Genomic DNA, 19,629 nt, shown 5'->3' on the forward strand with positions numbered 1-19,629 from the left:
TCATGTCCCCAGCTCGAGGCACTCACAGGCCTGCGAGACCCGCGCATGCCCTCACAGCAGCGGCCGGAAGGGCGCCAGGGCCCACTCGCCCATCCAGGCCAGGGGATGGCGCTCGTCCCACTCCTGCTCGGTGAGCCGCCAGCAGTTCTCGCTGTCGAACTCGAAGATCCGCTCCATCAAGGCCGCGAGGTCGTGGTCGACGATCTCGATGTTGACCTCGTAGTTGAAGCTCAGGGACAGGCGGTCGATGTTCGCGGTGCCGATCGTGGACCAGACGCCGTCGATTGTGGCCGTCTTGGCGTGGATCATGGCGTCCTTGTAGAGCAGGACGGTGATGCCCTCGCGCAGCAGCTGCTTGTAGAACCCGCGCGATGCCCAGTCGGCCAGGACATGGTTCGAGTCCATGGGGAACATCAGACGGACATCCACACCGCGGTTCTGGGCGCGGATCAGGGCGTCGAGGATCTGCTGATCCGGGATGAAGTAGGCCGTGGAGATGTAGATGGACTCGGCCGCCTGGTCGATGGCCTGCAGGTACATGTTGCGGATCGGGTAGACGCGGCGCACGGGCATGTTGGTGAGCACCCGGATCCGCGACTCCCACTCCACCGGGTCCAGGCGGGCGATGGGCTCGCCGCCTCCGCGCCGCACCGCGATCGAGTTCCAGGAGGACACAAAGGCCTGGCGCAGCAGCCAGGTGTCCGCCCCGGAGATCTTCAGATGGGTGTCCCGCCACTCGGTCGCATACGTGGAGCCCAGGTTGTAGCCGCCGATGTACGAGTACTCGTCGTCCACGATCAGCAGCTTGCGGTGGGTGAGGCCGCTGGCGCGCAGCGGGGTCACGAGCAGCTGCGGCCGCACCACGGGGAAGCGGTAGTGCTCGACCCCCGGCCCGAACCGGTAGAACCGCGGATCGACCACCATGTTGCCGACGCCGTCGTACATCACCTTCACGTCCACACCGCGAGCGCCTGCGCGGTTGAGGGCGTCCAGGAAGCGCTGACCGTAGTCGTCGCTCTTCCAGAGGTAGGTCTCCAGGTACACCGTGCGCTCGGCGGCGTCGATCGCGGCGATCATGTCGTCGTAGAGCTCTGCGCCGAAGGTGAAGACGTCCATGTCCGAACCGGCGACGTCGGCGGCGTAGTGCCCCGGCTTGGGGAAGCCGGAGCGGGTCTTGCGACCGCGCTTCTTCACGGCGTCGTAGCCGACCAGGGTCGCGATGGTGGCGAACTGGACGCCCACCACCCCGACAGCGGCTCGCGTGGCGGTCGTGGTGATGGCCCGTCGCAGCGGCTGGGGGATTCTTCCGAGCATGCCTCAGAGCCTACGTGAGCCTCGCTGGGAGGATCGTGGGAGGATGACCCCCGTCCTCCCTGCCCTTCTCGGCAGGGCACTCGAGCCCCAGGGGACCAGCCAGCGTGACCCGTTCCGTGACCCTCCAGCAGCCCCGCCTCACGGTGCTGCATGTCATCCGGCGAGCGGTCATGAAGCTCATCTACATCCAGGTGTGGGACCAGGCGGCCTCTATGACCTTCTTCCTGCTGCTGTCGATCGCTCCGCTGCTGATCTCGCTGGTGTCGATCATCAATCTGCTGGGTCTCGAGGAGTCCGTGCTGCGCGGGATCGTCGACCTGGTCAGCGTGCTGTTCCCGCCGGTGGACCCCGGCGCCCTGACCAGTGCGCTGCACTCCCTGAACCCCGACGGCGGCACCGTGGCCGGAGCCGTCCTGGGATTCATCGGCACGCTGATCGCGGCGTCGAACTCCGTGGCGGCCTTCCACCGCTCCATGCACCGCATCTACGACACCCGCGAAGGCCGGCAGTTCCTGTTCTTCCGCACGATCGTGTTCTTCGAGACCATCGCGCTGCTGGTAGCCGTGGCGGCAGCGGCTCTGCTGATCACGGTCGGCGGGGACATGGCGGCGGCGCTCGGCCAGGCGCTGGGCTTCGACGAGACCGTGGTGGCCGCCTGGAACCTCCTGCGCTGGCCCCTGCTGCTGTTCATCCTGGTGGTCTACGTCAACATCGCCTACCACCGCGGGCCCAACGTGGAGCTTCCGCGCTTCGGGATCATGAGCGCCGGGTCGCTGGTGAGCGTGGGCACCCTGTTCGCCATGGCCGTGCTGCTGGGCTGGCTGAGCTCGCTGGCCGGAACCGTGGACGCGCTGCTGGGCACCCTCAACGGCGTGACGATCCTGCTCGTGCTCGCCTGGTTCGCAAGCATCGTGCTGATCGCCGGGGCCGCCCTGGATGCCGAGCTGCTGCGCGCCCGCCAGCTGGCGATCGGGCTGCGCGCCTGGGATCGCATCGACCTGCGCCCCCGCAACCGCTGGACCCTGGACTTCCTGCGCGAGGACCGGAGGATGGCCGGCAAGCTCGGGCGGATCGTGGCCGACAGCGCCCTGGACGATCAGCCGCGGCGCCTGCCCCGGTCGCTGTGGCTCACCGAGGCGGACAGCGCCTTCGCGGTCACCGGCACCCCGGCCATGCAGGAGCGGCTGCGGGAGGCCGCCGATGAAGAGCGCGCCAGGGAGGCCTCCGCCGAGGCCGAGGAGTCCTCGGCCCAGGCCTTCCGCGTGGCCCTGGTCCACAGCTGGGCAGAGCTGCGATCGGCCACCGGCCGGGCCGTGCACCGCGGCGGCTCCACCGCTGTGGGGGCGCTGCAGCACCAGCTCGAGCGACGACGTCGCGGTGCAGAGGCCGGCTCCGCGGCGGAGGCTTCGCCCCGGGAGCAGCCGTCCGGGGGCTCGTCGTCGGCCGCGGAGCCGGAAGACGACGACGCCCCGGCCGCTGCCGAGGGGCAGGGACCGGGGCGTCGGGGCTGATCGCTCAGCCTGCGGGGATCAGCGTGCGGCAGGCTTGGCCTTGATCGCCTGGATGATCCACATGACGTTCACGGCGATGAACGCGAGGCCCACGAGGATCACCAGGATGGCGACCCAGCCGTAGCTGAAGGCGCTGATGAACGCGCCCAGTGCCCCCAGGGAGCCCAGGATCGCCAAGATGATGCCCACGATCCGTCCGGCACCCGGCTTGCTGTTGAGCAGGAACAGCACCAGGGCGTAGAGCCCCAGGGTGATGATCCAGCTGATGATGTTGCCCACGCCGATCGCGAGTCCGCCGGCGGTCTGACCGCCCAGGTCGATCCCGAACTGCTCGGCCGCGTCTGCAGCCTCCTGCAGGGAGAGCGCATAGGCCATGGTGGTGCGGCCGAGCACCTGCACGATGCCCAGCAGCAGGAACAACCCCGCCGAGGCGAAGAGCAGGGTGCGCAGGCGACCCGCGTTGGCGAACGCTGCGCCCGAGGCCGCTCCGCCCGCTGCAGCGCCACCAGCCCATTGGTTCCCGCCGCTCGGCTGGTACTGCGGCGCCCGGCTGCCGGGCTGCCCGCCGTACTGCTGGCCGCCGTACTGAGGCGCCGAGGGCTGCTGGGCGCCGCCGAACTGCGGAGCCGACGGGTGCTCGCCGTAGGGGCTGGCCGGCGCGCCGGAGCCGTAGGAGGGCTGCTCGTAGAAAGGCTGGCCCGAGCCGTAGGACGGCTGCTGCCCGTACGGCGACGACTGCTGCTGGTCGCCGTAGGGCGAGGAGTCCGAGCCGTAGGAGGGGGCCTGCTGACCGTACGACGGGGCCGAGGACTGGCCGTAGGACGACTGCTCAGCGGACTGGCCGTAGGACGGAGCCTGCTGCGCGCCGGGCTGGCTGTAGCCCTGCTGGTCCTGGCTCGCCGCACCGTACGAGGGCTGGTCCTGCGCGGAGGCCCTCTGGCCGGAGGCGTCGTAGGTCGGCTGGGAGTACGAAGGCGCGGCGCCCTCGCCCGCGGCCGGGACGGCCGTGGAGCCGGAGCGCTGCGCGTCTGCGGCCCCGGCCTGGCCCTCAGCCGGCTGCTGCGAGCCGTAGGCGGGAGCGCTGTATCCGCCCTGCGGGGCGGAGGTCTCGGCGGAGTCTGCGGTCTGCGCGGAATCCGCGGCGGCCTCCGAGTTCACGGCCTCGGGCTCGGACGGGGTCTGCTCCGCCGGGGCGCCGTACTGCGGCGCCTGGTAGCTGGGGGCCTCGTACCGGGGCTGCTCGCCCTCGGGGCGGGCGTCGTCGTGGGGGTTCTGCGACACGTCATGCTCCTTGATCGTGTGGTGGGTGGTCCCGGCGACGGCACATGCCGCGCCCCGGCTCTGGCGCAAGCCTACTGAGACCAGCGGCCGCACGCTCCTCATCCGCACGACGCGATGTCACGGAAGCGGGACCCAGCCCGCTGCGGGCCGTGCGCTCAGCTGAGCTGATCGCCGCTGAACCACCGGGCCACGCTGCGGTTGAAGGCCAGCACCAGCCAGTAGACGTCCACTGCCAGCTGGACGATGCTCAGCAGGAGCGCCACGACCCCCAGCGCACCGCCGGCCGTCAGCGGGATGCCCAGGATGAGGCCGATGCCCGTGCTGCCCAGAGAGAGCACGATCGAGATGATCACCAGCACGATGCCCAGGATGCGCGCCCAGTTCTGCTCCTTGGACAGGCCGATGATCACCACCAGGTAGAGCGCGACGGTGATCAGCAGGCCGACGATGCCTCCGACGATGCTGGCGACCCCGCCCGAGGCGGACTGCTCGGCCAGCTCCGCGGAGAGCCCCATGCTCCTGTAGTAGTCGATCATGTCCTGCTGGAACGCCGCGGTCTGCGCGATCAAGGTCCCAAGCAGCGACCCGACCACCGCGAGCACCAGCGAGAGGACGGCGACCTTGCGCAGGGTGTCGACCTTCCCAGGCTTGGTCCGGTCGAAGGGCTGCTGAGGGCTGTAGGCGGCGGTGCCGTACCTGCTGCCGTCCCGTCCCTGCTCATAGCCCTGGCCGTGCTGAGGGGTGTTCGTCATGGCATCTCTCCTGGTGGTGCGGACATCCGGGCCGGGAGCGGGGACCGAAGCCCCTCCTGCGCGGTCCCCCGCTGTGCGCCCACCCTACTGAGACGAGCGATCCCCCGCTCCCGGGACGACCCAGGGGCCGACGAGGGAGCGGGGGATCGATCGCGCTGCGGTCGCGAGCTTCAGCTCAGCGCGTGCTCTTGAACCACTCGGCCACGCGGCCGTTGAAGGCCAGCACGAGCCAGTAGATGTTCACGACCAGGAACAGGACGCTCAGGATCAGCCCGACGATGGCCATGGCCCCGCCGATCTGCAGATCCGTCCCCGAGCCGACCAACCCCATGGCTGTGAAGACGACTCCGATGATGGCGAAGACGATGCCCAGGATCCGTGCCCAGTTTCTCCCCTTGGGCACGCCGACGAGCACCAGGATGTAGGGGACCAGCGCCACGACGGCCAGCACGATGGTCGTGATGATGCCGAAGGTCCCGGCAGCTTCAGCAGCCTGCGCCGCCATGTCCTCGCCCATGCCGCCGTCGACATACATCTGTCGCATCTGCTCCTCGAAGTCGGGCGACATCGACATGAGGATGCCCGGGATCAGGGAGACGAGCCAGATCACCAGCGAGGCGATGGTCATCTTGTGCAGAGTCCCGACCTTGGCCGGCCTGCCCTGCTCGAAGGACTGCTGGGGGTTGTAGGCGGCAGTGCCGAACTTGCTGCCCTGGCCGTAGTCGGGGCCCGGAGCGTTCTGAGGGGTGTTCGTCATGACATCTCTCCTTGTGGTGCGGACTTCACGGATGGGGAACAGGGACCGGCGGCCGAGCAGGAGGCTCGACCGCCGGCGTCGTCACTCGTAGCGCAGCGCCTCGATCGGGTCCTTCTTGGCGGCGCGAGCCGCCGGGAGGGTGCCTGCCAGGAAGGCGATCAGCATGATCACCAGGACGATGACCAGCAGCTGCAGCGGGGCGATCGCGTAGAGCGACAGCCCGGAGACCTCGGCCAGAGCGCCGCCCTCGCCGGTGAGCACCGCGTTGGCGATCGAGCCGACGGCCACGCCGCCGATCACGCCGGCCACGGAGCCGAAGACGCCGATCAGCACGGCCTCGGCGGAGAACAGGCCGAAGATCTTGCCGCCGGACATGCCCATGGCCTTCATCAGGCCGATCTCCCGGGTGCGCTCCTGCACGGACATCAGCAGCGTGTTCACGATGCCGAAGCTGGCGGCCAGCAGCGCGATCAGCGCGAAGCCGTTGAGCACCCAGGTCACCGCGTTGATGATGCCCTTGAGCGCGCCGATCTGGTCCTCGACCGTCATGCCGATCATGTTCTCGTCCATCAGGGCGGACTTCACGGCCCCCTGCTGCTCGGTGTCCGGGACGCTGGCCACGGCCTGGATGTAGCCCTCAGGCTGCTCCTCGACCATGCCGGAGGTCTGGTAGTCGTACAGCTTCTGGTTCAGCTGATCCGACGGGGTCGGGGATCCGCCCTGGCCGGAGGCGAGCTCCTCGGTCACGCCGGTGATCTCGGCCTCGAAGGTCTTCTCCTCGCCCACGGCGTTCGACAGCCCGATCTGGACGGTTCCGCCCACGGCGTCGTCGTCCGAGTCGTAGCCCAGGGGCTCGACCCACGACTGCGGGACCGTGATCTCGTCGGCGTCGGAGGCGGGAGCCTCACCGGTTATGTACGAGTAGGCCTCCACATCCGTGGGGAAGCCCATGGTGAGCTGGTACTGGGAGCCGTCCTCGGCCTCCAGGAACGACGGCTGCACGAAGACCACCGGCTCCACGGACTCCACGCCGTCGATGCCCTCGACCTTCTCGATGTCCTTCTCGGTGAGCATCTCCGAGCCGCCGAACATGCTCGAGGCCTGCGCCGCTTCGGGGTCGTACTCCTGCGGGCCCTCCTGCGAGGTGCCGGAGGCCTGATCCGCCGTCTTCATGACGTAGATCTGGTCCTCGCTGCCGAATCCCTGCAGCAGGGTGTCGATGTACTTGTTGATGCCCACGCCCAGACCGGAGGTCAGGGTGAGGGTGAAGGCGCCGATGAAGATCGCGACGACGGTCAGCAGCGTCCTGGCCTTGGAGCGCAGCGTGTTGCCCGCTGCGGTGGCGACGATGTCGGTGGACTTCATCGACGGTCTCCCTTCGAGAAGAGACGGCGCAGGCCGCCCTTGTCAGCGTGCTTGCTCTGCTCGGCCTGGGCCTTGGCCTTGGCCTTGGCCTTGGCCGCATCCTCCTGCGGCTGCGGCTCCCCGCGGTGGGCTCCGTCGCCGTCGGGGATCTGCGCCCACGGCCCGGCCGCCGCGGCGCCCTGGCCGGCTACGTCCTCACCGGCAGCGGGCTGTTCCGCAGTCGGAGCCTGGCCCGGGGCGGTCGGCTGTGCCGAGGCCGGCGTGCTCGTGGTGTCGTCGTGGTCCTGGACGGAGGTGATCTCGCCGTCGACCAGGTTGATGCGGCGATCGCAGCGGGCGGCGAGGTCGTCGTCGTGGGTGACGATGACCAGCGTGATGCCCTGTTCGCGCTGCAGGCCGAAGAGGATGTCCTCGACGATCTCGGAGGTGCGGCTGTCCAGGTTGCCGGTGGGCTCGTCGGCGAAGATCACCGACGGCTCTGTGACCAGCGCTCGGGCGATGCACGCGCGCTGCTTCTGCCCGCCGGAGAGGTTCGTGGCCTTGTTGGAGGCCTTGTCCGCCATGCCCAGTCGCTCGAGGGCCTCCATGCCCTTGCGGTTGCGCTCGGACTTGCCCACACCGGCGATCTTCAGCGGCAGGACGACGTTCTCCAGCACCGTCTGGTTGGCGTTGAGGAAGAACTGCTGGAAGACGAAGCCGAAGCGCTCGTTGCGCAGCCGGTTGATCTCCTTGGTGCTCAGCTCCGAGACGGGGCTGCCGTCCAGCGCCACGACGCCCTGGCTGGGTCGGTCGAGCAGCGCCATCAGATGCATGAGCGTGGACTTGCCCGAGCCGGACTTGCCGATCACGGCCACGGACTCACCGCGGTGGATCTCCAGGGTGAGCCCCTTCAGGGCATCGAAGCGCGTCTCGCCCTTGCCGTAGACCTTGACCAGGTTCTCGGTCTCCAGGACCGGGGGTTGCATCGTGGTGCCTCCTGTATAGGGGAATCTGCCTCGCGGCCACCGGAGCCTGTCCGGACGCGGCGCCGCTGTCTCAGCTGCCCTTCATCATTCCAAACATGCACAGCAGCGGCATCAGACCAGAGAGTGAACTCCGAGGCGCACCCTGGCTTCCTCTCGGGCACCGGGTCATCCTTTCTGGGGAGAGCCTCCCGCCTGCGGGTCAGCGGCACGGGGTTCAGCGCGGAGGCCTACCCTGGGCCGCGTGGCATCCCGTGACCCCCGCCTGAGTCCCCCGACGGCGCCCCGGCGGCTCTGCGAAACGCAGCCGATCGAGGTGCCGGTGACCTCCTGCGCTGCCGCGGCGCCCCCGGTCCCACCGGTGCGCCTCGAATCCGTGATCCGCATGGTCGACGACGGCGCCCGCACGGTCCGCCTGCACGAGCTCGCACGGTCCATGGGCCGGGCGCGCAACCATGTCGCCCACGAGCTCGGTGCCATCCATGACCAGGACCTCGGCCGGATGCTCGCCTCCCCGCGGACCCTGCTGGTCGAGGGCACCACGGATCAGGCCGTGATGGAGCAGGTCCTGCGGCGCAGCGACGATCCGCTGACCCTGGTGCAGCCGGCCGGCAGCAAGACCCGCCTGGCGGTCCTGCACCACCTCCATGTGGCGCTGCGGATCCCGCACCACGTGCTCTTCGACGGAGACGGCGGCCCTGTCGCCGGGTCCTCGACCACCCGGCATCGCGTTCTGCGCAGCCGACGCGAGGCCACGCGGGCGCTCGTGGCGGCGCTGCGTGCCCCGCACCACGATGACTGGGCCTCGGCGGGGGCTGATCCGGCGGCTGAGGCGGAGCTCCGGCGGCGGGAGGAGGACCCCGACGTCGCCGGGTGGGACTTCGGCGGCCCCACCGTGGTGGGCTCCGCCTGGTCCGCGTTCGCAGTGGATCTGGAGGACGAGCTCTCCCGCTGGCCGTCGCTGCTGTCCGGCCTGCAGTCTCGCGGGGCCACGCTGGCCGCCAAGCGCCCGGAGCGGCTCGCCGAGGCGGCGGCTGCGGCGCAGATGGACGACCTGCCGTCGTCGTTCCGGCGGATCTGCGCGGCGGTCGCGTCCCTCGAGCCGGACCGCCCTCCGCGCGCCGGCGCCCTTCGGGGAGGGTGCGGCCCGCGGCCCCAGGACGCGTAGGGTTGCCCGCATGACGACGCCTGAGGAGATCGCAGACTGGATGCTCGAGACGATCCGCACGGAGGGACGGCTCGATCAGGACGACGCCGTGCGCCTGGTGCCGGAGAAGTTCGGGCAGGAGTGGGTGCGCACCAGCCCCCACGGCCACCCCGCACTGGATCAGTCGGTCGTGAAGGCCTTCCGCAAGGCCCACGACGGCACCGTGCAGTGGGATCGCGACCGCCGCTTCTGGTCGCTCAAGAAGTGAGCTCGCGCTGAGCCCGACGCGTCCCCGGACTGCTCCGGCGCGCGTCGGGCTCAGAACCCTGCCGACGAGTCCGCATCGACCCGTCCGCTCTTGACTCGGCACTGCCCCCGAGCCCCCGATCTCGTGCGATTCAAGGGGCCCTCGGGCCCTACGCTCGTGAGCATGAGTGCGCTTCCCCATGCCGTCATCGACGTCTTCGCGACCAAGCCTTTCGAGGGCAGCCCCGTCGCCGTGGTCCTGGAGGCCGACGGCCTCTCCGAGGATCGGATCCACGACCTCGCCGAGTGGCTGCCGCACGAGGAGACGGTCTTCGTGCTCTCGCCCACCGAGTCCGGGGCCGACTTCCGCACGCGGGCGTTCCGCTCCAAGACCGAGGTGCGCTTTGCGGGCATGTCCACGCTGGCCGCGGCCCGGGCCTGGCTCGACCACGGCGGCGCCTCGACACAGGACGGCGCCCTCGTCCAGCAGAGCGAGATCGGGCTGACCACGGTCCAGGTGCAGGACGACACGACCCTGCGCTTCGCGGCCCCTCCGATGTTCGACCGCGGCGAGCCCGATGAGCTCACCGTCGAGATCATCTGCGATGTGCTCGGCCTGGAGCCCGCCCAGGTGCAGGGAGCGGCGTGGCTGGACTCGGGCACCGGATTCCTCGGGCTGCTCGTGGACAGCGCCGAGACCGTGCTGGACATGGAGCCGGGGATCGACCAGCTCGGCCAGCACATGGTCGGAGTCCTGGGCCCCCACGCCGACGGCGGCCCCGCCGACTTCGAGCTGCGCTCCTTCGCCCCGTCCCGCGGCATCGACGAGCAGCGCGCCACCGCGACCCTCGTGGCGGCCTTCGCCTCCTGGCTCGTGCCGCGCGAGCTCGCGCCGGCGTCGTTCACCGTGGCCCAGGGCCGCGCCGTGGGCCACAGCGCCCTGATGTGCGTGAGCACCGGAGACGACGGCACCTGGGTCGGCGGCGCCGTGGTGGCCCGCAGCGGGGGGACGCTCGAGGCCTGAGACCTCCGGGAGCACGGTGCCCTGTCGATGACCGTCGGCGGGGCACCGTGCTGAAGTGGGGTCAGAACGGGTGCTGGACCTCATCGGGGGCCACGGTCACCCACTGGAGCTCGGTGAAGGCCTCGAGGTTGGCCTCCGCGCCGCCGAAGCGGCTGCCATTGCCCGAGTCCCCCACCCCGCCGAAGGGCGCATTGGCCTCATCGGCCACCGTCATCTCGTTGATGTGCACCTTGCCCGAGCGGATGCGATCGGCGACCTTCATGGCCTCGCCCACAGGGCCCATGATCGAGACCGACAGCCCGTACTCGGACGAGTTGACCAGCTCGACGGCCTCATCCACCGAGGCGACGGAATGCACCGGGGCCACCGGGCCGAAGATCTCCTGGGACCAGGCCGGCATGTCCTCGGTGACGTCCGTGAGGACCGTGGGCCGGTAGAACAGGCCCTCGTGATCGGCACCGGTACGGGCGACCGCACCGGCCGCCAGGGAGTCCTGGATGATCGAGTCGATGGACTTGAGCTGCTTCTCGTCGATGATCGGCCCCAGGTGGACCTGCTCCGTCGACGGGTCCCCGACCGCAAGGGCCTCGGCCCGGGCGACCAGGCGCTCGACGTACTCCTCGTGCACGTCCTGGTGCACGATGTGCCGGCCGGTGGTCATGCAGATCTGGCCCTGGTGGAAGAACGAGCCCGTGGCTCCGGCGGAGGCGGCCAGATCCACGTCGGCCCCCGGCAGCACGATCGCCACGTTGTTGCCGCCGAGCTCCAGATGGACGCGCTTGAGCCTCTCCGAGGCCACCGCGCCGATCTTCCGGCCGGCGGCCGTGGAGCCGGTGAAGGAGACCACCCGGACCTCGTCGGCCTCCACGCAGGCGGCGCCGATCTCCCCTCCCCCGGTCAGCACCTGCAGCACGCCCTCCGGAAGACCTGCCTCCTCGAAGATCCGGGCCAGCGCGAAGCCTCCGATGACCGAGGTGCGCGGATCCGGCTTCAGCAGCACGGCATTGCCCGCGGCCAGGGCCGGTGCGACGGAGCGCATGGCCAGCAGCAGCGGGAAGTTGAACGGCGCGATGACCGTGACCACGCCGCAGGGACGGCGCCGCGAGAAGGACCAGTGGGCGCCGTCCGAGGGCAGCCACTGCCCGTGCGGGTGGCTCGGCAGGCTGGCGGCCTCGAAGCACTCGGCGGCGGAGTTGCCGACCTCCAAGCCGGTCTTGGCGGGGATTCCGCCGGTCTCGCGGATGACCCACCCGGCGAGCTCGTCGTGGTTGTCCTGGATGACCTGGCCCGCCCGACGCAGCACGGCCGCGCGCTCGGAGGGCTTGAGCGCCGCCCACTGCTCCTGCGCCGATACGGCCCGGGCGGCGGCCTTCCGGACCTGATCAGCCGAGGCTGAGCCGATCGAGGCCAGCTCGGCGTTGTCGGCCGGATTGCGCACCACGATGGTCTCGCCGTCGCCGGTCTCCCACGTGCCGGTGAAGATGCGGCCCTCGAAGGCCGAGGTGTCCAGAAGAGTCACAGCGCCGTCCTCCTTCTGCGCGCCCGCAGCGGGCGTCGCGGTGGTGCGCGCGGAACAGGTGTGATCCGCGTCGCTCGATACCTGTGAGCCTAACGAGACTGCGCCCCGTCGACCATGGTCGACGGGGCGCAGCGGGACCGTGAGGTGCCTGCAGGTCAGCGGCGGGGCTGCTCCTGCGGATCGAGCACCGGCAGGGGCTCGGGCGCCGGGTCGCGGCGCTCGTCGTCGACGGTGCGCTGCGCCGCGGGCCGGTCGACGTCGGAGTCGTCGGCAGCGGGGCGCGCAGCGGAGCCGGAGCCTTCGCCGCGGGCGTCGTCGCCGCCGTCGCCGTCCTCGGACGGGACGTCGCGCTTCATGGAGGTGGCCAGCGGCGTCTCCGGGATGAAGGCCATCAGGATCAGCGCGAGCACCACGAGCGGGATCATCACCATGAAGATCGGCGTGAGGGCGTCGTTGTAGGACGAGGTGATCACCTCCCGGATCGGCGCCGGCAGCGAGTCCACCAGCTCGGGCGTCAGCCCGGAAGAGGCGTCCGAGCCGCTTCCCTGCATGGCCGCCTGGGCCTGGGCGGGCATCCGCTCGGCGATCAGGTCGGTCAGGCGACCGGCGAAGATCACGCCGACCACTCCCGAGCCGATCGTGGCCCCGACCTGGCGGAAGAAGTTGTTGCCCGACGTGGCCGTGCCGACCATCGAGCCGGGGAACACGTTCTGCACCGCGAGCACCAGGATCTGGATGATCAGGCCCAGGCCCACGCCCATGACGCCCAGCGCCAGGCACACGTGCCACACGGCGGCCTCAGCGGTGAGCTGGGAGAGCAGGTACAGGGCGATGACCACGAGCACCGCACCGACCAGCGGGTAGGCCTTGTAGCGGCCGTAGCGCGAGACCAGGGCTCCCGATCCGGTCGAGGCGATCAGCACGCCCGCCATCATGGGCGTCATCAGCAGGCCCGAGCTGGTCGCGCTGGCGCCGTGGACCATCTGCAGGTAGGTCGGCATGTAGCCGATCGCACCGAACATGGCCACGGAGATCATCATGCCGGCAGAGGTGGCCAGCAGGAACGTGCGGTTGCGGAACATGCCCAGGGGCATGACCGGCTCGGCCACGCGGGACTCGATCATGATGAAGATCGCGGTGAAGACCACGGCGATCGCGATCAGCCCGAAGATCTGCGCAGAGGCCCAGTCGTAGGTGCTGCCGCCCCAGGTGATCGTCAGGATCACGGCCACGGTCGCCACACCCAGGGTCAGCATGCCCCACACGTCCACGGAGACGCGTCCGTGGTGCTTGGGCAGCTTGAGGAAGAAGACAACGCCGGCCAGGGCGACCACGCCGAGCGCCACGCTCATCCAGAACGCGTAGCGCCAGCCCGGGCCCTCCGTGATCCAGCCGCCGATCAGCGGCCCGACCACCGACGACAGCGCGAAGACGCCGCCCATGACGCCCATGTACTTGCCGCGCTCGCGCACGGGGACGATGTCGGCGACCACGGTCTGGGACAGGATGATCAGACCGCCGCCGCCCAGTCCCTGGATCACGCGGGCCGCGATGAGCCACCAGATGGTGGGGGCCAGACCGCCCACGACCGAGCCGGTCATGAACACCAGGATCGCGCCGACGAGCAGGGGCTTGCGCCCGATCTGGTCGCCGATCTTGCCGTAGAAGGGCATGGTGACGGTCGAGGCCAGGATGTAGCCGGTGATGACCCACTGCATCTGGTGCACACCGTCGAGCTCGCCCACGATCGTGGGCAGCGCGGTGGAGAGCACCGTCTGATTCAGCGAGGCCAGCAGCATCGCGAGCATCAGGGCGATGAAGATCGGGATCAGGCGCGGACGCTGCTGCTCGGCCTGCTCAACCTCCTGATGGCGCTCTGCCGCCTCCGCCCGGCGCCCGTCGGAGGCGCCGCGAACGGCGGTCAGCTGGCCGGTCATCGGCGAGGAGCTGGGGAGCCCCAGGCTGGCCGAGTCCACGGCCGTGAGCGAGCCCGTGGACTGGCGCTCGTCGGAGGGGCGCCCCTGCGCGGGGTCGCCCCAGGGAGGTGTCTTGGTCATGCGTGGTCCGTTCTGATGAGGCTGACGAGGACGTCGACCGCGTGGTCGAGGTCCTCCGGGGAAGGTTCGGAGCCCGGAACACGGTCCGGGCGGGAGAACACGAAGCGCAGCGCGGCACCGGCGGTGAGCACGAGCATGCTGATGCGCTCGTCGAGGTCAGGGCCGGGGCCCAGCATCCGGGGCTCCAGGCCCTGCTCAGCCCACCCGCGGAGCAGATCGCGCACGATGTGCTCGCAGCCGTGCATCGTGTCCTTGAGCAGACGCCCGAGGTCCGGGTGGGTCTGCATGAGGCGGACCCGGAAGTTCGCGGAGTTCGGGGGCATGGCGGAGGCCACCAGCTGCATGTAGAGCTCGACGACGCCGCGCAGGGTGCTCGCACCCTCCGGCGGGCGCTCAGCGACGCCCTCCGGGATGATCGGCTCGCGCACCCCCATGACCGCGTGATCCTTGGTGGGGAAGTAGTTGAAGAACGTGCGCTGGGAGATCCCCACGGACGCGGCGATGTCCTCCACCGTCACGGCCTGCAGACCCCGCTCCAGCACGGCTTCAGCGGCGACGACGTGGATGTCGTGCCACGTCTGGGCCTTCTTGCGCTCCCTCAGACTCACTTCTTTCACTCATGCATTTTTGCACTCGCGCTATTTATGCACAACTGCACTTTGCGTGACGATCGCCACGGGCGCCGAGATCAGGCTTCCGTGCATCGCCGCCGTCGAGATCATGCTTCCCTGCGCAGAATCGCCAAATCCGCGCATTCTGACGTGATCTCGGCACGCCGGGCGCACGGAAACGGGATCTCGGCAGACAGGGCGCGCAGAGGCCTCAGTGGCCGGCGCCCAGACCACCCGTGAGGCGGGCGTGGAACGCGGTGGTGACCTCGTCCATGCCGACGAACTCCACGGTCTTGCCATGCTGCTCGTACTTCGTCTCGATCGCGTCCAGGGCCGCCACGGTCGAGGCGTCCCAGACGTGGGAGCGCGCGAAGTCGACGACCACGTGCTCGGGGTCGGCCGCGTAGTCGAACATGGTGGTCAGATCGTTGCTGGAGGCGAAGAGCAGCTGGCCCTCGACCGTGTAGTGGGCGACCTGGGTGCCCTCCCGCTCGACGATCTCGCGCCTGACCTCGACCAGGTGGGCGACCCGTCGCACGAACATCACGGAGGCCACGAGCACGCCCACGATGACGCCGATGGCCAGGTTGTGCGTGGCGACGACGACCGCGACGGTGATCGCCATGACGGCCGTCTCGCTCTTGGGCATCCGCCGCAGGGTGGAGGGCCTGATCGAGTGCCAGTCGAAGGTGCCGACCGAGACCATGATCATCACCGCCACCAGCGCGGCCATGGGGATGATCGCCACCAGGTCGCCGAGCACCACGATGAGGATCAGCAGGAAGACGCCGGCGAGGAAGGTCGAGATGCGCGTGCGCGCGCCCGAGGCCTTCACGTTGATCATGGTCTGCCCGATCATGGCGCAGCCGCCCATGCCGCCGAAGAGGCCCGAGGCCACGTTCGCCACGCCCTGCCCCCAGGACTCGCGGGTCTTGTTCGAGCGCGTCTCGGTGATGTCGTCGACGAGCTTGGCGGTCATGAGCGACTCCATCAGGCCCACGAGCGCCATCGCCAGCGCGAAGGGACCGATGATCGTCAGCGTCTCCCAGGTCAGTGGGACGTTCGGGATGAACAGCTCGGGAAGGCTGCGGGGCAGCTCGCCCTTGTCGCCCACGGCCGGCACGTCGATGGCCAGGGCCACCACGACGGCGGTGATCAGCACGATCGACACCAGCGGCGCCGGAACGACCCTGGTGAGCCGCGGCATGAAGACCAGGATCACGAGTCCGATCGCCACCAGCGGGTAGACCGCCCACGGGACGTCGATGAGCTCGGGGACCTGGGCCATGAAGATCAGGATCGCCAGCGCGTTCACGAATCCGACCATCACGCTGCGCGGCAGGAACCGCATCAGCCTGGCCACACCGAGCACCGCGAGCAGGATCTGCAGCACGCCCGCCAGCAGCACCGTCGCGATGAAGTACTCCATGCCGTAGTCGCGGACCACGGGCGCGACCACCAGGGCGACCGCTCCCGTGGCGGCGCTGATCATGGCGGGACGGCCGCCGACGAAGGCGATGGTCACCGCCATGATGAACGACGAGAACAGGCCCACCTTGGGGTCGACCCCGGCGATGATCGAGAACGAGATCGCCTCGGGGATCAGGGCCAGAGCCACGACCAGCCCGGCGAGCACCTCGCGCGTGAGGATCCGCGGGTTCCGCAGCGCGGTGAGCACCGAGGGCGCCGAGTGCTGTCCGCTGCGCTCGGCGGCGGAGGTGGTCGCAGTCGTCATGAAGTCATGTCTCCAGGGTCAGGTGCTCGGATACGGCCTCCCGAGGGCGAGGGGATCTAGCGCGCCCGACGATGCCCCTCGTGGAGGCTGCGGAGACGGGGCGATGCCCGCCGGGCCATGCGGGCACAAGCGTCGCACCCTAGCCTGGCGCGGGAATCGCTGTCGAGCCGATCTCAGCGCATCACACCTGCCGAGATCAGGCCTCCGTGCGCGATCGGTGCCGAGATCGGGCTTCCGTGCGCAGATTCCGCGATTCCGCGCATTCTGGCGGGATCTCGGCTTGTCGGCCGCACGGAAGCGTCAGTTGGGCGGAAGCGGGTGCACCAGCGTGAACCGCTCGCAGACCACCGGCATCTGATCGTCGAAGCCTCGGCCGCCCGGGGAGTGCTGACGCCAGAACTGCTCATGGACAGCGCGCCAGTGGGCCAGGGACCGGTCACCCTCCCCTTCGGCGTGCGCGTGCTCCGCGTCGACCCCGCGGAGGGGGACCACGTGCACGTCGGTCGCGAGGATCACAGCGCGCGGCTCACCGCGACCGTCCAGGACGATGCTCAGACCTCCCGCTGTCGGCAGCGGCTCGCCTTCGGCCTCGTAGTCCCACAGCGATGACGCGGTTGCCGACTTGATTCCAGCGAGCACCAGAGCCAGAAGCTCGTCGGCCTGCGTGGGTTCGGCACCGAAGGCCCATGCCTCCGGCACTTGCTCAGGCAACCCGGCGACCTCAGCCCGGACGCCCCTCCAATAGGGCATCAGGTCCATGCTGTTCACTTTCCTGCCGAGATCCCGCTTCCGTGCGCAGATCCGGCGATTCCGCGCATTCTGGCGGGATCTCGGCTGGTCGGCCGCACGGAAGCGGGATCGCGACGAGCGAACGCGCGCTCAGTGGCGGCGAATCACCACTCCAGGGCCATCTTGCCCAGGTGAGACTGCCCGCCCATGAGCTCGCAGGCCCTCGCCAGGTCGGTCATGGGCAAGGTCTGATCCAGCACCGGCCGGATGCCTAGGCCGTCCATGGCGGTCACGAACTCCTGCTGCGTGGCCCGCGAGCCCACCAGCACGCCGTGCAGGCGCACCTGCTTGGTCATCAGCAGCGCAGTGGGGATCTCGCCGTTGCCGCCGGCGACCACGCCGATCAGCGAGATCACCCCGCCCGGCTTCACGGCGCGCAGCGACTGCGGCAGGGTCTGCGCACCGGCCGATTCCAGGACGATGTCCGCCCCGCCGGTCTGCTTCTTGATCGTGCGGCCCCACTCGGGGTCGTCGTTGTAGTTCACGGTGATGTCTGCACCGAGCTCGCGAGCGCGAGCGAGCTTCTCATCCGACGAGGACGTGATCGCCACCGTGGCACCCATGGCCTTGGCGATCTGCAGCGCCAGGATCGAGACGCCCCCGGTGCCCAGCAGGGCCACGGTCTGCCCGGGCTTCAGCCCGCCCTCGGTCACCAGGCAGCGCCACGCGGTGGCGCCTGCGGTGGTGATGGTCGCGGCCTCGGGGTGGGTCCACCCCTCGGGCGCTGCAGTGAACCAGCTCGCCGGACGCACCACGGACTCACGGGCATAGCCGTCCACCCCGTCGCCCGGGGAGCTCGAGAAGGAGGACTCGACGTCATCGCCGGACTGCCAGAACGGGAAGAACACGGAGACCACATGGTCGCCGACCGCGAACTCGTCGACACCCTCGCCGACCTCCGCGACCACGCCGGAGGCATCCGCCAGGGGCACGCGATCCTCGTTCGGGGGCATGTCGCCGGAGATCACCATGTAGTCGTGGAAGTTCAGGCTCGAGGCCTTCACGTCCACACGGATCTCACCGGGGCCGGGAGCTCCGGGCTCGTCGACGTCGTCGAGGCGCAGGTTCTCCAGACCGCCGCCGGCGGGGACGATGAACTGCTTCATGGTCGGACTCCTCTCGAACGGACCGCACGCGGGTCCGCGGTTGACTGTGCCTCCAGCCTGCCACCTACGGCCGACGTCGCAGAAGAGCCCATCCGCCCTCAGTACGACGATCGCCATGACCGCGCGGGGCCGTTGTGCCGTCCGAGCCCAGTGCCAGACTCACGACCATGGTCGATTTCCGCTTCTCCCAGGTCGATGTCTTCTCCGGGGTCCCGCACGCCGGGAATCCGCTGGCCGTCGTGCACGATGCCGCCGAGCTCACTGACGAGCAGATGGCCCAGTTCGCGAGCTGGACCAACCTCTCCGAGACCGCTTTCCTGCTGCCGCCGGAGGACGAGCGAGCCGACTACCGCGTGCGGATCTTCACACCGCAGGAGGAGCTGCCGTTCGCCGGGCACCCCACCCTGGGCTCGGCACGCGCCTGGCTGGCGGCCGGCGGCGCACTGCGCCGGGACGGGACCATCGTCCAGGAATGCGGGGCGGGCCTGGTCACCGTCCTGTCGGACGACGACGGCCTCTCCTTCTCGGCCCCTCCCCTGCGCCGCAGCGGCGAGGTCGAGTCCTCGACGCTCGTCGTGGCCACCGAGGCGCTCGGGCTGAAGCCCGGCGATGTCCAGGGCGCCAACTGGGTGGACAACGGGCCCGGGTGGCTGGGGATCGTGCTGGCGGATGCCAAGACCGTCCTGGCCCTGGAGCCGGATGCCGCCCTGATCGCGGAGCACGATCTGCGCTTGGGCGTCTTCGGCCCGCATGAGCCGGGACGAGATGCCGACGTGGAGGTCCGCGCCTTCGTGCCCACGGAGCACGGCATGCGCGAGGACCCTGTGACGGGAAGCCTCCAGGCGGGCTTCGGGACATGGCTGATCCGCGCCGGCATGGCACCGGAGGAGTACACGGCGGCGCAGGGCACGGCGATCGGTCGCAGCGGACGGGTGCGCGTGCGCTCGGACGGTCAGGACGTGTGGGTCGGCGGGCCCGCGGAGGTCATGATCACCGGCATCGTGAGCTTCTGAGACCTCAGCCGCGCAGGATCTTCTCGAGCGCCTTCCCCTTGGCCAGCTCATCGACCAGCTTGTCCATCCAGCGGACCTGCTGCATCAGCGGCTCCTCGATCTCCTCCACGCGGACACCGCACACCACGCCGGTGATCAGCTCGGCGCTCTCATTCAGCCGCGCCTGAGCGAAGAACTCCTCGAACGGCGTCTCCGCGTCCAGGTGGTGCTGGATCTCGGCGTCGTCGTAGCCGGTCAGCCAGGTGATGACCGCGTGCAGCTCCTCGCGGGTGCGGCCCTTCTTCTCGACCTTGGTCACGTAGTGCGGATACACCGAGGCGAACGGCATGGCGGCAACCCGCCGGAGGGTCTTCTGATCGGTCGTCACGCATCGCACCCTACCGACCGCACGGCTGGCAGCCGCACTGCCCCTCCCCTCCGCCGAGGCCGCACTTGGACAG

The 19,629-nt window shown here is 69.8% G+C and carries 18 protein-coding genes; 5 read left to right on the forward strand and 13 right to left on the reverse strand.

Features of this window, described 5'->3' with window-relative positions; translation table 11 throughout:
* Positions 1–51: 51 nt before the first annotated feature.
* On the reverse strand, positions 52–1,314 hold the full coding sequence (locus M3E84_RS08035) for a phosphatidylserine/phosphatidylglycerophosphate/cardiolipin synthase family protein (RefSeq protein WP_259895680.1): 1,263 nt from the start codon (positions 1,312–1,314) through the stop codon (positions 52–54).
* A gap of 116 nt (positions 1,315–1,430) precedes the next feature.
* Between M3E84_RS08035 and M3E84_RS08040 the strand changes: the two genes are divergently transcribed.
* A complete protein-coding gene (locus M3E84_RS08040; RefSeq protein ID WP_259895681.1) occupies positions 1,431–2,825 on the forward strand; it encodes a YihY/virulence factor BrkB family protein in 1,395 nt (464 codons plus the stop codon).
* Positions 2,826–2,843: 18 nt separating this feature from the next.
* On the opposite strand, the gene M3E84_RS08045 is transcribed toward M3E84_RS08040, so the two are convergent.
* The 5 genes from M3E84_RS08045 to M3E84_RS08065 form a co-directional block, all read right to left on the reverse strand.
* A complete protein-coding gene (locus M3E84_RS08045) occupies positions 2,844–4,106 on the reverse strand; it encodes a hypothetical protein (protein ID WP_259895682.1) in 1,263 nt (420 codons plus the stop codon).
* A 155-nt stretch (positions 4,107–4,261) separates the two neighbouring features.
* On the reverse strand, positions 4,262–4,858 hold the full coding sequence (locus M3E84_RS08050; RefSeq protein WP_259895683.1) for a hypothetical protein: 597 nt from the start codon (positions 4,856–4,858) through the stop codon (positions 4,262–4,264).
* A gap of 175 nt (positions 4,859–5,033) precedes the next feature.
* Positions 5,034–5,615, reverse strand: a complete 582-nt coding sequence (locus M3E84_RS08055) for a hypothetical protein (RefSeq protein WP_259895684.1) — start codon at positions 5,613–5,615, stop codon at positions 5,034–5,036.
* Between the two features lie 81 nt (positions 5,616–5,696).
* Positions 5,697–6,980 carry an ABC transporter permease gene (locus tag M3E84_RS08060; RefSeq protein WP_259895685.1) on the reverse strand — a complete coding sequence of 428 codons (1,284 nt, stop codon included), beginning with the start codon at positions 6,978–6,980 and terminating at the stop codon, positions 5,697–5,699.
* On the reverse strand, positions 6,977–7,945 hold the full coding sequence (locus tag M3E84_RS08065; RefSeq protein ID WP_259895686.1) for an ABC transporter ATP-binding protein: 969 nt from the start codon (positions 7,943–7,945) through the stop codon (positions 6,977–6,979). Before M3E84_RS08065 ends, M3E84_RS08060 begins: the two co-directional genes overlap by 4 nt.
* A gap of 358 nt (positions 7,946–8,303) precedes the next feature.
* On the opposite strand from M3E84_RS08065, the gene M3E84_RS08070 reads away from it, so the two are divergent.
* The 3 genes from M3E84_RS08070 to M3E84_RS08080 all read left to right on the forward strand — a co-directional run bounded on the left by M3E84_RS08070 (position 8,304) and on the right by M3E84_RS08080 (position 10,359).
* Complete coding sequence (locus tag M3E84_RS08070) at positions 8,304–9,110, forward strand: TOPRIM nucleotidyl transferase/hydrolase domain-containing protein (RefSeq protein WP_259895687.1); 807 nt, start codon at positions 8,304–8,306, stop codon at positions 9,108–9,110.
* Positions 9,111–9,120: 10 nt separating this feature from the next.
* Positions 9,121–9,357 (forward strand): DUF6953 family protein, encoded by a 237-nt coding sequence (locus M3E84_RS08075; protein ID WP_259895688.1) that lies wholly within the window; start codon positions 9,121–9,123, stop codon positions 9,355–9,357.
* Between the two features lie 162 nt (positions 9,358–9,519).
* Complete coding sequence (locus tag M3E84_RS08080; RefSeq protein ID WP_259895689.1) at positions 9,520–10,359, forward strand: PhzF family phenazine biosynthesis protein; 840 nt, start codon at positions 9,520–9,522, stop codon at positions 10,357–10,359.
* Positions 10,360–10,420: 61 nt separating this feature from the next.
* On the opposite strand, the gene M3E84_RS08085 is transcribed toward M3E84_RS08080, so the two are convergent.
* The 6 genes from M3E84_RS08085 to M3E84_RS08110 all read right to left on the reverse strand — a co-directional run bounded on the left by M3E84_RS08085 (position 10,421) and on the right by M3E84_RS08110 (position 18,176).
* Positions 10,421–11,878, reverse strand: a complete 1,458-nt coding sequence (locus M3E84_RS08085; protein ID WP_259895690.1) for a benzaldehyde dehydrogenase — start codon at positions 11,876–11,878, stop codon at positions 10,421–10,423.
* A gap of 155 nt (positions 11,879–12,033) precedes the next feature.
* Positions 12,034–13,935: an MDR family MFS transporter gene (locus tag M3E84_RS08090; protein WP_259895691.1), complete on the reverse strand. Its 1,902-nt coding sequence runs from the start codon at positions 13,933–13,935 to the stop codon at positions 12,034–12,036.
* Positions 13,932–14,543: a TetR/AcrR family transcriptional regulator gene (locus tag M3E84_RS08095; protein ID WP_259895692.1), complete on the reverse strand. Its 612-nt coding sequence runs from the start codon at positions 14,541–14,543 to the stop codon at positions 13,932–13,934. Before M3E84_RS08095 ends, M3E84_RS08090 begins: the two co-directional genes overlap by 4 nt.
* A gap of 214 nt (positions 14,544–14,757) precedes the next feature.
* Entirely contained in the window at positions 14,758–16,281 is a 1,524-nt protein-coding gene (locus tag M3E84_RS08100) for a SulP family inorganic anion transporter (RefSeq protein ID WP_259895693.1), read from the reverse strand.
* Between the two features lie 300 nt (positions 16,282–16,581).
* Positions 16,582–17,040 carry an ASCH domain-containing protein gene (locus tag M3E84_RS08105; protein WP_259895694.1) on the reverse strand — a complete coding sequence of 153 codons (459 nt, stop codon included), beginning with the start codon at positions 17,038–17,040 and terminating at the stop codon, positions 16,582–16,584.
* A 134-nt stretch (positions 17,041–17,174) separates the two neighbouring features.
* The gene (locus M3E84_RS08110) at positions 17,175–18,176 is read right to left on the reverse strand and encodes an NAD(P)-dependent alcohol dehydrogenase (protein WP_259895695.1); all 1,002 of its coding nucleotides are present in this window, start codon (positions 18,174–18,176) and stop codon (positions 17,175–17,177) included.
* Positions 18,177–18,343: 167 nt separating this feature from the next.
* Here M3E84_RS08110 and M3E84_RS08115 point away from each other — a divergent pair, with 167 nt between their 5' ends.
* Positions 18,344–19,189: a PhzF family phenazine biosynthesis protein gene (locus M3E84_RS08115; RefSeq protein WP_259895696.1), complete on the forward strand. Its 846-nt coding sequence runs from the start codon at positions 18,344–18,346 to the stop codon at positions 19,187–19,189.
* A 4-nt stretch (positions 19,190–19,193) separates the two neighbouring features.
* Here the strand turns inward: M3E84_RS08115 and M3E84_RS08120 are convergent, their stop codons facing one another.
* Positions 19,194–19,517 carry a DUF2200 domain-containing protein gene (locus M3E84_RS08120; protein WP_259895709.1) on the reverse strand — a complete coding sequence of 108 codons (324 nt, stop codon included), beginning with the start codon at positions 19,515–19,517 and terminating at the stop codon, positions 19,194–19,196.
* Between the last annotated feature and the right edge of the window lie 112 nt (positions 19,518–19,629).

This window comes from Kocuria sp. p3-SID1428 (assembly GCF_025149945.1).
GTDB lineage: Bacteria > Actinomycetota > Actinomycetes > Actinomycetales > Micrococcaceae > Kocuria.